Source organism: Streptomyces cyslabdanicus (genome assembly GCF_052663305.1).
This window is the reverse complement of record NZ_JBQRUW010000007.1, coordinates 150,742-163,632: the sequence shown is the minus strand read 5'-3', so window position 1 is coordinate 163,632 and position 12,891 is coordinate 150,742. Positions and strand designations below refer to the sequence as shown.

Below are 12,891 nucleotides of genomic sequence, written 5' to 3'. Positions count from 1 at the left end.
CGCCCGCGCCCACAAGGGGGCGAAAACCAGGCCGGGGCTGGACTGAGACGGCACAGCCGAGGTCAGAACAGTGCCTCCGGCGGGGGATCGGCCGGCACCGGGATGGAGGGGGCGCCGTTGCCGACCGCGGGTCCGTTGTGGTGTGCGTGGGGAGCTCCCATCCCGTCCGCCATCGACCCAGGCAGAGCCGAGCAGACGCGGCCCAGGGCGTCAAGGTCGTTCGTACAGTGGCGCGCTCCACCTTGACGCCCTGAACCACGCCCGCTCCACGGTGTGTGGGTCGACGGCGGACGGGATGGGAGCTGGGGTGACTGGTGGGTGGAGGCATTAGGCTCCGGTCTCCGGCAGGAGACGGACCGCCCCTGGAGGAGACGTGAGCCGCGAGTTTACTAAGGTCGGTACCTGCCTGCTGGGCGGGTTGGCGTGGGCGGGCTTTCGCGACACGGCATCGGTACCTTCGTTGGTGATCGGCTGCGTGTGCCTCGCCATACTCGTCACAATAGCCACTCGCTACTTCACTCTCCGTCTCCGGCAAGAGATCCAGGCCATCAAGGAAGACAACAGACGAGCGCGGGAACGCCGGGAAGCACGCAAGCGCGAGCGACGGGTGGGTGACTAGGAAGTCCAGCCGATCAGGAGCGTCGTGGGCTACGGAAGCGCGTGGACGCGGCGTGCGATGAGTGTCATGATCACGGCGACGTCGGCGGGGCCCGGCGTGCAGGGAGGGATCATGAAGCTCTTTTTCGCCATACCTGTTGTTCTGTGGGCGTCGATCTTCGCCGTCTCCGGCGTACTGGGGATTACGCGTGGCTGGGTGATCCCCATGAAATTGGGTGGCTTGGTGATCCCCACGAACCAGCGTCGAGTTCGCCGCGTGCGCCTCTATGCCTGGGGCCAGTTGGTGGTTGCCTCCGGCCTGTGCTGGCAGCTGCTCTTCGGGTGGATGCTCAGCGCCCCCGACACCCTCAACCTCGACTTTCGGCAGTGGTGGGCACTGTCCGGCACCGCGCTTTCGCTGGTTGGCTTCATCGTGATGGCGGTCAGCCAGCGCGCGGGGCGTGATCGACAGGGCGTCGGCATGCTCTAGTGCCGCGACAGGCAACGTTTGCCCCGTCGCGCAAACGTCACCCGCCGCGGCACTAGCTGTGGAAGTGGTTGCGCTTGATCACGGCCCGACGGATGGTCACGGTGGTGCCGCTAGCCGACCGGTACCTGAGGGATGGTTGCCAGCCCCGATCAGCCGGGGTCGGCAACCATCCCCCATCAGAGGAGAACAGTTGACGGGTGGCAGGGGGGTCCTGATCGCCACCGGGACGGTCATCGGCTCACTACTCGCAACGATGGGGACGCGACCTGGCGTGCTCGAGCGCTTCGCCTGGATAACGCTCGGAGTGCTGGCCTGGTGGTATCTCTACTACTGCGCTACAGAACAGATAAGGAAGCTCCGTAGCTCGTCCGTTGCCCAGGACGCCGAATCGGAAGCAGCCGACGAAGCGGCGACCACCCGACGGGCCACGGGGGGACTTGTCTTCGTCGGCGTCTTCTACACATCTGCCGGACTCCTCGGCGGAGCCTGGAGGAGTTGCCGGACCATCGAGCCCGGCCTTGTGCTCGCCCACGCGGGCGCATCGTCGCTGATCGCGGCAACTGTCACATTGGTTGCATGGAACAGCATGGCTCGGGCCGAAGGCGGACTGCGGGTGTTTTTGGCCTTCTTGGCCGTGGCCTTGGCCGGAGTGCTCCTTGCCTGGCCGTCGATGGCGGTGTGGCATGTGGTGATGGATTCCTCCGGTGCTGAGTGCGGGCTGAACGGGGCTCCTGACTGGTGGCCGTCATGGCTGCCTCTCGGATGAGGCGTCGATCAAGGTAGCTCCAGCCCAACCAGCGCGCCTTGTCAAGACGGGGTAGGGCGGCTGACATCAGCGGCTGACACCAACAAGGGCGCACAGCGACGGCCGCCGCCGGACCTTAGGGAACGATCGGCCAAAGCACATAGCCGGTTGGTCGACGCCGCAGCCCCGGCATGATCGACCTGATAAGGATGAGGCCACAGGTTCAAATCCTGTTAGCCCCACCAGCGAGAAGACCCCCGGTTCCGAATGGGCCGGGGGGTTTTTGACGTTCATGGCCGGCAGCGGCCTGTCGGCCCTGGGGGTCCTGGCGACCCTGCCGGCCCTGGCGGTCGCTCGGATCTGGATGGGACGGGGCCAGGGCCAGGAGTCGAGCGCCGGACGGAACCCGCCACGGTCAAGGGCGGTGCCTCCGGCGGAGGATCAGCCGGCACCGTGCTGGAGGGGGCGCCGTTCCCGGCGCCGGTGAAAGGGCGTGGGCGTCTCGGACGGGGCCGCAGTGCCCGGTCGAGCAGCCCCAGGGTGTCGCGGACGCAGGCGAAGCTCCCCGGCCGTGAAGACCGGGGAGCTTCGCGTTCTGCGGCTGGTGCTGTACGCGAATCGCCGTTACGTCATGAGTGCTGCCGGTGGCACCGGCGCGGCCGGTGCGGCCCTGTCAGCGCTGGAGGGGGATGGTCGGGCGGGCCGGCGGTTCGACCGGGATGCCTCGGGGTTCGGCGGCGAGGGAGAAGGCGTCGGTCGGCGGGCGGTGTCGGCAGCCGGGGGTCCTTCCGTGGGCCTCGGCGCGGATGCGCTGTTTCATCGTGGGGGGCAGGGACCGTGTAGGGGGCTTGGACACGGATGACGTCGTCTGTGCCGGTACCGGTGCGGTGCGCTTGGACGCCGTCTTGGGCGCCGTCTTGGGCTGCGGTGCGGCCGCGGCCGCGGAGGCGGCGGTCGTGGTGATGAGTCCGAGCGCCGTGCAGAGCGCGAGGAAGGCGGTGACGATGGCGGTCCACAGCTTCATGAGCTTGTGCTGGTCCATGGCCCCTCACTTTCGGGTTGGGCGATTTGCGTACTTTGCTCATCATGTGTATGAGGACCGTGAAGTGGTGGACCGACGCCCGTGGCACAGCGATCTTCGGATGAACACCACTCGGATGGGCGCATGAGCGGTGAAATGGTGCGAAGCTGGGAGGAGGGCGACCAAAGTCACCGTCCGTGCGGGCGCGATCACCCTCCGATCGGAGCGCTTTCGTCCGCGTCTAAAGCGCTCACGCGCACGGCAGTTGACAGCCGGACGCAGGTCACCGATCGGTATCGGCCGGTGTGTATAGTCGGGCGCCAGAGGTCCCCTACGTCAAGGAAAGACGAGGTCGCGCGGTGAAGAAGCTTCTCCTGGTCGCACTGGCCGCCATCGGCGGGCTCCTCGTGTACCGCCAGATCCAGGCGGATCGCGCCGAGCAGGATCTGTGGACGGAGGCGACTGACTCCGTGCCCACGGGTTCGTGAGCACCGACATCCCGAACTGAGCAGGCCCCGACCGCCGTAGCGGTCGGGGTTTTGTGTTGTGGTCCCCCTGGGCCGGGTGGGCCGGGCTCTTGTGTTGCGCGCCCGTGGGGACTGGGGTAGGGGTCGCTTCCTGAGGCCGGTGCTTCGCATGTGCCCGGGGGACGGGCGGATGGCGTAGCGGCCCGCGGGGCAGGATGGGCGACGTCCGAAGCGACGGAACGCGAGGGGTGGCGCGGCATGGTTCGGCGCGGTGCGGGAGGGCAGGAGCGGCCAGGGAGGCCCCGGCGTGACCGCCGCGGCCGGCACCCCTCGTACCACCTCGCCGGGCGCCTGGTCGTGGCAGCGGCGGCGCTGTGCCTCGCGGCGGCCGTCCCGGGGCCGAGCGCGTTCGCGGCCGGTGAACCGGGCCCGTACGCCTTCACCGACGGCGCCAGGTCCGTCGCCGGGGCCACGAGCACCACGGACGCCGAACGCCTCGATCCCGGCCACGCCTACCGGAGTTCCCTGCCGGGCAGCGGAAAGTTCTCCTACCGCCTCGACCTCGACGCCACCTCCACCACGTACGTCTCCGCCACGGCCGTACCCGCCGCCGGCACCGCGGTCGCCGCCACCGACGGCCTGAGGATCTCGGTGCAGGACGCCCAGGGCACCCCCTGCTCCTCGCAGGCCGCTCGCTTCGGCCCGAGCCGCAGTGCGCACCCCATCGCCGCGTGGGGCACGCGCGAGGTCTCCTCGGGCCGCACCCTGTGCCAGGGCGCCGGGGTGTACTACGTGCTCGTCGAACGCGTCGGCGCCAGGGCGTCCTCGTCCGGTACCTGGCCCCTGGAACTCGCCGTCGTCTCGGAGCCGCCCCTGAACGGCACCGGGGCCACGAGCGCGCCCGAGTCGTGGAACTCCGCCTCACCCGAGCCGGTCACCGGTCAGGCGGTCGAACGGGCCGGCGGCGCCGGGTTCGCCACGGCGAGCACGGTCGGGCAAGGCGTGTGGCGGACCCGGATCCGGCCCGGCCAGACGCTCTTCTACAAGGTCCCGGTCGACTGGGGGCAGCAGCCGAACGCCACCGTCGAGCTGGGCAGTTCCAGCGGCGGCAGCGGCTATGTCAGTGGCGCGCTGACCCTGTCGCTCTACAACCCGGTGCGCGGACACGTCGAGGAGGCGTACGCCGGCTACACCGGCCGGCAGACGTCCACCACCCTCGGCCCCGTGCCGCCCGTCGCCCACGCCAACCGCCACGGCTTCGCCGAGCAGGTCAAGGGGATGCGGTTCGCCGGTCTCCACTACCTGGTCGTGCACCTCGCCTCGCAGACCGCCGACTCCTTCGGCGAGGGGCCCTACGGCCTGACCCTGCGGGTGCGGGTGGACGGCACGCCACAGCCGGGGCCGGACTACGCGGGCCGGTCCGAACCCGGCCGGATCTTCGAGGTCACCGCCCACGACCGGGCCGCGGCGACCCCGGCCGGGGCGGCGGACGGGGTCGTCGCGCTCCGGGCGCTCGCCGTCGGCGGGATCGGCACGGGAACGGTCCTGCTGGCCGTTCTCGGGGTGTGGGCCGTGCGCGCCCGGCGCGGGGCGGAAGCCCTGTAGCGCGGCGGCGGGACTCACAGACGGCTCAGCGCCCAGAAGCCGACGGCGTAGCAGGCCAGAGCGAGGAGCAGCAGCGGGATCGCCACCTTCGCGGGCGGGCCGGGGCGGCGGGGGCGGCGACGACGTCCGGCGCGGTGGCGCGAGATTCCCCGCGCCGGAACGGGAACCTGCGGGGCCTGGGCGGTGTACGAAGCAGTAGAGGCATCAGCACGCTGCCGCGGAACGGGGGAGGACAGCACATGGGTGGGGTCGTGAGGGGAGACGTGGACCGAGGGCTGGATCGCGGGCTGGACCGAGGGCTGGGCCACGGGTTGGACCGGGGGTTGAGGCGCGGGGTGGACCGCGGGTTCGCACGGCATGGGGCCGGAGGGCGGGCCGGCAGGTGGCGGGGGGACGGCCCGCGGGGGCACGGCAGGGGGTGGAGCGGCCTGCGGGGGAGTGGCCTGGTGCGGTGGGGCTTCCCGCTGCGGGGCGGCGGTCCGGGGCGGCGGCAGGGGGAAGCTGCCTGTGTCCGACATGGTGGAGGGCTGGGGTGGTCCGGGCGACAGGCCGCTGCCGTCCGTCCCCGGCGTAGCCCCGGTCCCTTCCCGTGGATCGAGACGAGGATCCGGCACGCTCCCGGTACCCGTGCCGGAGGCGGTATCGGTACGGGAAGGCGCGGAGTGGGTGTCGGAAGGCGCGGAGTGGGTGTCGGAAGCCACGAAGCCGGTGTCGGAAGCGGCCGCACCGGTGTCTGGAAGCACAGATCCGATGGCCGAACCGGCGGGGGCGGATGCCCCCGGATGCCCGACCGTCACCCCAGGGCTCCGGATGAGCGGCCCCTCGGGTCCGAACCCCGGGGGCAGCGGACCGAGTTGGTCGAAGATCTCGACCAGCTCGTCCTCGGGGCCCGGTTCCGGCAGCAGCTCGGCGCACGCGGCGAGGGCCTTGCGCACACCCGTCGCGGTACGGAACCTGGCCTGCGGATCGGGTTGCAGCAGGGTGGCCACGACCTGCCACAGCGGCTCGGGGACCTCCTTGGGCGCACCGGGCGTTCCGTGCTCCGCGAAGTACTCCACGAGTGCCCTGGCGTCCGGCTTGGCCCCCTGGAGGAGATAGAGGGCGACCAGGCCGGTGGCGAACAGATCGGCGGGGAAGTCGGGTTCGGCGCCCATCATCTGCTCGGGAGCGAGGTAACCCGGGGTTCCCACCACCAGGTTGGTCTCCGTCAGCCGCGGTTCGCCCAGCCGCATCGCGATGCCGAAGTCCGACACCCGCAGTCTGGGCCGGCCGGTCCCAGTGGCCTCCAGCAGGATGTTGGCGGGCTTGATGTCGCGGTGCACGACCCCCTCCGCGTGCACCGCGGCGAGCCCCGACAGCAGCTGGTCGAGCAGGGTGCAGACGAACGCCGGGGGCAGCGGGCCGTAGTCCCCGACCAGGTGGACCAGGGAACCGCCGGCCACCAGATCCATGGTGAACAGGACCTTGTCGTCGTCAGCGGCCCAGCTGGCCGGTGCGAGCACATGGGGGTGATCGATCCGCAGCGCCTGCTCCCGCACGAAGCGCAGCAGGGAGTGCGCGTCGCGCTGCTGAAGGACCTTGGCGGCCACGTACCGGCGGCGGCGGTGGTCCCAGGCCCGCCAGACCGCGCCGACTCCCCCACGCCCGACCGGGTCGGCCAGCTCGTACCGGCCGGCGAAGACCTCACCCATGGCTGTGCGACGCTCCTCCCCCTGCGGCTGTCCCCCTCGTATCCCCCTCGACGCGCGATACGACTCCCCGGGGCGTCAGTTCTGGTGGGACTGGTAGTGCGCGACCGCGTCCGAGGTGCGGCCCGCGCCGTACACCCGAAGGAACTCCGCCAGCTCGGGGTGGGTCGGGGCGAGGGTGTTCGCGGCCTCGATGATGTCGCCGGCCGCCGCGACCGAGCGGAGCAGCGACTGGATCTCGCGGACCACCCGCTTGACCGTCGGCGCCCCTGAAGCGCTCGACGTCTGCGTGGTGTTGCTGAGCACCGAGCCGCCCTGCGACCGCTTGATCTCGTCCATGCGCTCGGTCGCCTCGGCCGCGCTGACGCTGCCGTCCGCCACCTGGGCCGCCAGCTCCTGGAGCAGCTGCACCCGCTGGACCACCGCGGGGTTGCCGATCTTCGCGCGCTGGCCGCTCATCAGCTGCGACAGCATCGGGGCGGACAGTCCCAGCACGCCCGCCAGCCGGGCCTGGTTGAGCCCGAGGTCATCTATGAGCTTGCGGAAGAGCGCCCCCAACGGCTCCCCGTACCAGTTCCGCTGCAGTTCCCGCGCTCTTGCGGTGGCTTCCTGCTGTGCGGCGTCCATTGCGTCTCCCCATCGCTTCCCCAAGTACCGTGGTTCGCTGTAGCGAACCACGCGGAGCATCTTACGGAGAGTGGTCGGTCGCGGGGAGCCCCAATCCTTTTGCGAGATCCGGGGGGTGACCCGGTACTCTGGTCTGCGGCACCCGACCGGTGGACGGTTCTTCCGGGCGGATGCTCCCGTCCGGGGCCTTAGCTCAGTTGGTAGAGCGCTGTCTTTGCATGGCAGATGTCAGGGGTTCGACTCCCCTAGGCTCCACTTCTTCAGACCCCTCTGACCTGCGGAAACGTGGTTGGAGGGGTCTTTGGTTTCCGACTCCCCGATGATCTGCTCGCACCGCCCTCACGGGTGGCTGAAGGCCACGTCCTTCGAGCCGTCGGCGCGTTCGAAGGTGCCGGCGAAGCCCCAGTTCTGCCAGCCGCCGTCCCCGTTGTTGGTGATGGCTCCCTCGTCGATGGAGAACACGTCGACGCCGTGCACCACCGCCAGGTGCTCGAGGCCGGACACTCCGGAGAAGGAGAGGTCGTTGAACGACTTCACCGCGATGATGTTCGTGTCGGGGAAGCTGCGGCTGTACTCGTCGATCAGCGAATGGATCAGCTCGGCGTCGTCGCGCGGTACAGCGCCGGAGTAGTCGGTACCGGGGTACGGCCCGCCGTCCGTGTACTTCGGCGTCCCGTCGTTGAAGTTGACCGTGCCCGCCTTGGTGGGGATGGAATCGGCGTCCAGGTCGGCGGGTTCCGGCTGCTCGAAGGTCACCTCCGGCCCGTCGCGGGTGAAGTCGCCGTAGAAGGCCCAGTTGGTGTAGCCGCCGTCGCCGTCGTTCCGGAACGTGCCCTTGTCGAAGACGTACACATCGAACACGGCCCGGCCGGAGTCGATGTCGTCCCCGTTGTCGTCATCGTGGTATTCGTTGGAGTTCAGCCGGTATCTGCCGTGATGGACGAACGAATCCGGCTGCTCGACCCAGTGCGACGACTGCTCCGAATGCATCGCGACCACGTTGTAGTCGGGGAAGCAGCGGCGCATGTCGTTCACGAGCATCCGGACCGCCTGGGCCGACGCCTCGTTGTCCAGCGGGGAGTACGTGTTGTAGTAGCGGCTCCGGTCGGGCAGTTCCTCCCCCTCGATCTCGCACCCCTCGTCGCCGGGCTTCCAGCCCTCCTTCCGCCTGGGGCGGGGCGGCTCTTCGAACGTGACGGTGCGGCGGTCCTCGCTGACGTCGAACACGCCGCGGAACGCGCGGTTCTTCCAGCCGAGGTCGGCGTCGTCCGCCCAGGTGAACTTGCCGGTCTTGAACGCGTACACGCGGTACGTCGTGCCGCTGATGCTGACGGTCTCGATCAGCGCCGCACCGTCCATCTGCTGCAGATTGCCCTCGTGCGGCTGCGCGATGACGATGTTGTAGTCAGGGAGGCAGTAGGCGAGGTCGGCAAGCGCCTCCTGGACCCGCTTCTCCTTGTTCTTCTCGTTGTTGACCTTGTCGATGACGAAGTTGACCAGCCAGGAGTACCCCCAGGCGGCCGCCGTGCTGACGGGGCCGTTGCCCGGAACGGAGATCGACGACTTCGATGCCCGTTCCCGCGGCTCGAAGCACAGATCGGGAAGCGCGTTTCCCTTGCCGTCGTCGGACGTGTCGCTGTCGTCCGGCGTGCCAGGGGATGCGCCGTCGGGCCCGCCGGTCTCGGTGCCGGGGGCGGCGGCGGGCTTGCCGGGTTCGCCGGGATCGGACCGCCCCCCGGCACCGCTGACATCGTTGTCGTCACCGCAGTCGCCGGCGCCCGCCACCTCCACGACCCGGCAGATCTGCCGGTGTGCGGAGCTGGAGATGTCGCCCCCGATGACGGTGCCGACGATCGCGCCGACCACGAGCGTGACGAGCCCCAGCATTCCCAGGTACTCGACCGCCGTCTGCCCCGTGCTCGTGCGTACGCCTCGGCGTATTCGGTCGCTGCGTCTCACGCGTCACCTCGTCGTGGCTTGCTCGATCGGGTCACCGGGGGCCGGCCGTACACCCGCCGGGGACCGAACCGTAACGACCACACCTGGGCCCAAGGACAGGGCTCACAGGCCCATACCAGGGCCCAAACCGGCGGAGGGGCCCAGTAGCCGCGGTGAGCCCGGCAGAAGCCGTCTCCGGGTGCATGTGCGCCGCCGCCCGACGTGTCGCACGCCGAAAGAGCCCGCCCGACCGGTGCGGACACCGGTCAGGCGGGCTCTTTCGGTTCTGGTTCTTCAGGTTCTGGTCTTTCAGGTTCTGGCTCTTCCGCTTCCGGCGTCTCCGCTGCCGGCGGTCAGCCCTGGTCGTCGCGGTCCGTCGTCTCGTCCTCGGTCTGCCTCGCCTGGACCTCGGGGTCCAGCACGGACTGGCCGGTGCCGTCCACGGACGTCAGCCGGCCCGATTCGGGCACCTCCGTCGCGGCCGGCGGTTCCACCAGCCAGTCCGGGTTGGCCTGCTTGTCCCACCACTTCCAGGCGGCGAAGACACCACCGGCGAGCGCGCCCCCCAGCGCGAGCAGCTTCATGGCGCGCCCGGTCCGGGCCCGCCGCGCCTGGGCGCGCGCCAGCTTCTGGATCTTCCGGGCCGGCACCTGACCGCGCAGCGCGACCAGCGCGGCGGCACCGCGCGCGGCGGCCTCGTCCGCGACCGGCGCCGCCACGGCCATCGCCTGCTCGATCCGCGGCCGGGAGTACTCGGCGGCCTGCCGGGCGGCCTTGCGCGTCCGGCAGGCGGCCAGCTGGGCGGCCCGGTCGACCTTCGGCGGCACATGGGCCTTGGCCTGCGTACGGGCCTGCTCCAGCCGGGGGGCGACATAGGCGCCGTACTGGACGCGGGCCTGGTCGGCGGCCAGCGTCACCTTCGGCGCGAGCCGTACGCGTGTCTCTTGTGCGTAGTGCGCGGCCCTTTCCCTGGCCGTGTCGGCGTAGGGCGCCACCACTTCCGCGGCGTGCAGCACGCTGTCCCTCGCCGAGCCGGTCGCGGCGCGCACGCTGTTGATGCGGGTCACGGGTTTCCTCCTCCTCGGTGGCGTACGGTAATTCGACTTTCCACCCTTTTACGGATCATGCCTGCCAACGGGCCCGGCGGCATGTGCGAACGGGCATCCGGGTCACGGGCGACGACCACGGTCACCGCGGTGGCCCCGCACATCGGGACCGCCGGGGGACGATCACGTGCGACAGGGGATGAACGATCACGCGCGCCAGGGAATGAATAGGGGTGAATACGGAGCAACAGGAGCTTTTCGTCGACAATGCCACGGATCGCCGCGTCGCGCTCCCGACCGGGAGGACCCGCCCGGTTTTCCGCAGCCGAATCCGGCGGATCCCCCCTTGGAGGCGACCGTCGGGCGACGCACGGCGCGGGCCGTGCGAGGATCGGGGCGTCACAGGAAGACAACGGAAGGCAGATCGTGGCTGAGCAGCTTTACGCCACCCTGAAGACCAACCACGGCGACATCGAGGTCCGGCTCCTGCCGAACCACGCCCCCGAGACGGTCCGGAACTTTGTCGAACTCGCCAAGGGCGAGCGTGAGTGGACCCACCCCGCCACCGGCGAGAAGTCCACGGCGAAGCTCTACGACGGCACGGTCTTCCACCGGGTGATCAGTGGTTTCATGATCCAGGGCGGTGACCCGCTGGGCAACGGCACCGGCGGTCCCGGCTACCAGTTCAAGGACGAGTTCCACCCGGACCTCGCCTTCGACAAGCCCTACCTGCTGGCGATGGCCAACGCGGGCCCGGGCACCAACGGCTCGCAGTTCTTCATCACCGTCGGCGCGACGTCCTGGCTGAACCGCAAGCACACCATCTTCGGCGAGGTCACCGACCCGGCCAGCCAGAAGGTCGTCGACTCCATCGCGACCGCGCAGACCAACCCGCGCACCGACCGCCCGGTCAAGGATGTCGTCATCGAGTCGGTCGTCGTCGAGACCCGCGAAGGCTGAGTGCAGGGCTCGTCGCGACGGCTCCCCGAGGGAACCAAACGCCCCGCTTGTCCGTAAGGATGAGCGGGGCGGTGCATTGCCCACGGGCAACGGCAGCCGTGCTCCGCGCAGGACGAATCGAGGGGAACCCCATGGACCAGGCACCAGGCAGCCCGACGGGCCAGGACCCGGCGGACCAGGGCCCGGCGGACCAGGGCCCGCCGGACGCCCACCGCCTGCCCAGTTGCTACCGCCATCCGGGCCGCGAGACCGGCATCCGCTGCGCCCGCTGCGACCGGGCGATCTGCCCCGATTGCATGGTCGACGCCTCCGTCGGCTTCCAGTGCCCGGACTGCGTCCGCGGCGGCTCCGGCACCGGCCACTCGCCCGCCGCGAACCGGCCCCGCACGCTGGCCGGCGGTTCGGTCACCGCCGACCCCCGGCTGCTCACCAAGGTGCTGATCGGCCTCAACCTCGCCTTTTTCCTGGTCCAGCTCTCCGTCGGAGACCGGTTCACCGATCGGTTCGACCTCATCGGCTGGGCCTACGTCCCCTCGCTGGGCTCCTTCGAAGGGGTCGCGGACGGCCAGTGGTACCGGATGCTCACCGCGATGTTTCTGCACGGCAGCTACGTCCACATCCTGTTCAACATGCTCAGCCTGTGGTGGGTCGGCGGCCCGCTCGAGGCGGCTCTCGGCCGCGCCCGCTATCTCGCGCTCTACTTCACGGCCGGGCTCGCCGGCAGCGCGCTCACCTATCTGATCGCCGCGCCCAACCAGCCTTCGCTCGGCGCCTCCGGCGCCATCTTCGGCCTGTTCGGCGCCACCGCCGTGCTGATGCGCCGGCTCAACTACGACATGCGGCCGATCATCGTTCTGCTGGTGATCAACCTGATCATCACCTTCGGCTGGGGCAACATCGCCTGGCAGGCGCACATCGGCGGTCTGGTCGCCGGCGTGGTGGTGGGGTACGCCATGGTGCACGCCCCGCGCGAGCGGCGGGCCCTGGTGCAGTACGGCACCTGTGCGCTGGTGCTGGTGGTCGTCATCGTGTTGACGCTGATCAGAACGGTTCAGCTCACCTGAGAGCGCCCGTTGTCCACAGCAGTCGTTGATCTTGTGCATAGCGTGCGGGAACAAGTGTGCCCCCTGCCGCTGACCTGCGTTGTTGCAGGTCAGGCAGGGGGCACACGCACTCTGAGTGAGCGGTGTGACAGTCGTACCGGTGTCAACGACAGGCGGGTTATCCACAGATCATCAGCGTTTTCCCCAGGCTGTATGTGGAAATTCTTCCGGCCTGTGGATAACTCAGCGGATAGCCGTGGGCAGAGCTGTGTTCACCGGGAGGACAACGTCACTTCCACTGCGTGGAGACGGCGAATCCGGCGGCGATGAAGCCGAAGCCGACGACGATGTTCGCGTTGCCGATGGCATGGATGGGCAGTGAGCCGTCGGTCACATAGAAGACGACGATCCAGGCCAGGCCGATGAGGAACAGCGCCAGCATGACGGGCGCCACCCAGCCGCGGCCCTCGAGCTTGATGCTCGCGGCCTGCTTGGCGGACGGCGGCGTGTAGTCGGCCTTCTTGCGGATACGTGACTTCGGCACGAGGGTCTCTCCTGTCGATGCGCTGGTGGCCGCGCAGGGAACTGGGCTGGCTCCGGAGCAGCGTACAAGGGCACACTGAGCACTCCCCCGGACGTCCGTTAGCGTAGTGCTTCCGCGGCG

12 protein-coding genes and 1 tRNA gene are annotated in these 12,891 nt (G+C 69.8%); 7 read left to right on the top strand and 6 right to left on the bottom strand.

The window, feature by feature from the left end; translation table 11 throughout:
- Window positions 1-685 precede the first annotated feature (685 nt).
- Both ACTYVM_RS05080 and ACTYVM_RS05075 read left to right on the top strand, forming a co-directional pair.
- Entirely contained in the window at window positions 686-1,087 is a 402-nt protein-coding gene (locus ACTYVM_RS05080; protein ID WP_445524742.1) for a hypothetical protein, read from the top strand.
- Window positions 1,088-1,358: 271 nt separating this feature from the next.
- Complete coding sequence (locus tag ACTYVM_RS05075; RefSeq protein WP_445524741.1) at window positions 1,359-1,853, top strand: hypothetical protein; 495 nt, start codon at window positions 1,359-1,361, stop codon at window positions 1,851-1,853.
- 652 nt (window positions 1,854-2,505) lie between these two features.
- On the opposite strand, the gene ACTYVM_RS05070 is transcribed toward ACTYVM_RS05075, so the two are convergent.
- A complete protein-coding gene (locus tag ACTYVM_RS05070) occupies window positions 2,506-2,874 on the bottom strand; it encodes a DUF6344 domain-containing protein (protein ID WP_445524740.1) in 369 nt (122 codons plus the stop codon).
- 338 nt (window positions 2,875-3,212) lie between these two features.
- On the opposite strand from ACTYVM_RS05070, the gene ACTYVM_RS05065 reads away from it, so the two are divergent.
- Together ACTYVM_RS05065 and ACTYVM_RS05060 are read left to right on the top strand one after the other, a co-directional pair.
- A complete protein-coding gene (locus ACTYVM_RS05065; protein ID WP_003999697.1) occupies window positions 3,213-3,341 on the top strand; it encodes a DLW-39 family protein in 129 nt (42 codons plus the stop codon).
- Between the two features lie 237 nt (window positions 3,342-3,578).
- A complete protein-coding gene (locus ACTYVM_RS05060; protein WP_445524739.1) occupies window positions 3,579-4,925 on the top strand; it encodes a hypothetical protein in 1,347 nt (448 codons plus the stop codon).
- Between the two features lie 14 nt (window positions 4,926-4,939).
- On the opposite strand, the gene ACTYVM_RS05055 is transcribed toward ACTYVM_RS05060, so the two are convergent.
- Together ACTYVM_RS05055 and ACTYVM_RS05050 are read right to left on the bottom strand one after the other, a co-directional pair.
- The gene (locus tag ACTYVM_RS05055; RefSeq protein WP_445524738.1) at window positions 4,940-6,616 is read right to left on the bottom strand and encodes a serine/threonine protein kinase; all 1,677 of its coding nucleotides are present in this window, start codon (window positions 6,614-6,616) and stop codon (window positions 4,940-4,942) included.
- Window positions 6,617-6,691: 75 nt separating this feature from the next.
- A complete protein-coding gene (locus tag ACTYVM_RS05050) occupies window positions 6,692-7,240 on the bottom strand; it encodes a helix-turn-helix domain-containing protein (protein ID WP_400030425.1) in 549 nt (182 codons plus the stop codon).
- Window positions 7,241-7,422: 182 nt separating this feature from the next.
- Here ACTYVM_RS05050 and ACTYVM_RS05045 point away from each other — a divergent pair.
- Window positions 7,423-7,495: transfer RNA gene (locus tag ACTYVM_RS05045), tRNA-Ala, on the top strand.
- An 84-nt stretch (window positions 7,496-7,579) separates the two neighbouring features.
- Here the strand turns inward: ACTYVM_RS05045 and ACTYVM_RS05040 are convergent.
- Window positions 7,580-9,199 carry a hypothetical protein gene (locus tag ACTYVM_RS05040; RefSeq protein ID WP_445524737.1) on the bottom strand — a complete coding sequence of 540 codons (1,620 nt, stop codon included), beginning with the start codon at window positions 9,197-9,199 and terminating at the stop codon, window positions 7,580-7,582.
- A gap of 332 nt (window positions 9,200-9,531) precedes the next feature.
- Complete coding sequence (locus ACTYVM_RS05035) at window positions 9,532-10,245, bottom strand: DUF5324 family protein (RefSeq protein ID WP_445524736.1); 714 nt, start codon at window positions 10,243-10,245, stop codon at window positions 9,532-9,534.
- A 405-nt stretch (window positions 10,246-10,650) separates the two neighbouring features.
- Between ACTYVM_RS05035 and ACTYVM_RS05030 the strand changes: the two genes are divergently transcribed.
- Together ACTYVM_RS05030 and ACTYVM_RS05025 are read left to right on the top strand one after the other, a co-directional pair.
- Window positions 10,651-11,184: a peptidylprolyl isomerase gene (locus tag ACTYVM_RS05030; RefSeq protein ID WP_445524735.1), complete on the top strand. Its 534-nt coding sequence runs from the start codon at window positions 10,651-10,653 to the stop codon at window positions 11,182-11,184.
- Between the two features lie 131 nt (window positions 11,185-11,315).
- Window positions 11,316-12,248 (top strand): rhomboid family intramembrane serine protease, encoded by a 933-nt coding sequence (locus tag ACTYVM_RS05025; RefSeq protein WP_445524734.1) that lies wholly within the window; start codon window positions 11,316-11,318, stop codon window positions 12,246-12,248.
- A 268-nt stretch (window positions 12,249-12,516) separates the two neighbouring features.
- On the opposite strand, the gene crgA is transcribed toward ACTYVM_RS05025, so the two are convergent.
- The gene (crgA, locus tag ACTYVM_RS05020) at window positions 12,517-12,771 is read right to left on the bottom strand and encodes a cell division protein CrgA (protein ID WP_445524733.1); all 255 of its coding nucleotides are present in this window, start codon (window positions 12,769-12,771) and stop codon (window positions 12,517-12,519) included.
- Between the last annotated feature and the right edge of the window lie 120 nt (window positions 12,772-12,891).

Bases quoted from the DNA above. Each gene is read 5' to 3' on its own strand.
- ACTYVM_RS05080 (WP_445524742.1), top strand. From the start codon at position 686: ATGATCACGGCGACGTCGGCGGGGCCCGGCGTGCAGGGAGGGATCATG.
- ACTYVM_RS05070 (WP_445524740.1), bottom strand. From the start codon at position 2,874: ATGGACCAGCACAAGCTCATGAAGCTGTGGACCGCCATCGTCACCGCC.
- ACTYVM_RS05060 (WP_445524739.1), top strand. From the start codon at position 3,579: ATGGTTCGGCGCGGTGCGGGAGGGCAGGAGCGGCCAGGGAGGCCCCGG.
- ACTYVM_RS05055 (WP_445524738.1), bottom strand. From the start codon at position 6,616: ATGGGTGAGGTCTTCGCCGGCCGGTACGAGCTGGCCGACCCGGTCGGG.
- ACTYVM_RS05050 (WP_400030425.1), bottom strand. From the start codon at position 7,240: ATGGACGCCGCACAGCAGGAAGCCACCGCAAGAGCGCGGGAACTGCAG.
- ACTYVM_RS05025 (WP_445524734.1), top strand. From the start codon at position 11,316: ATGGACCAGGCACCAGGCAGCCCGACGGGCCAGGACCCGGCGGACCAG.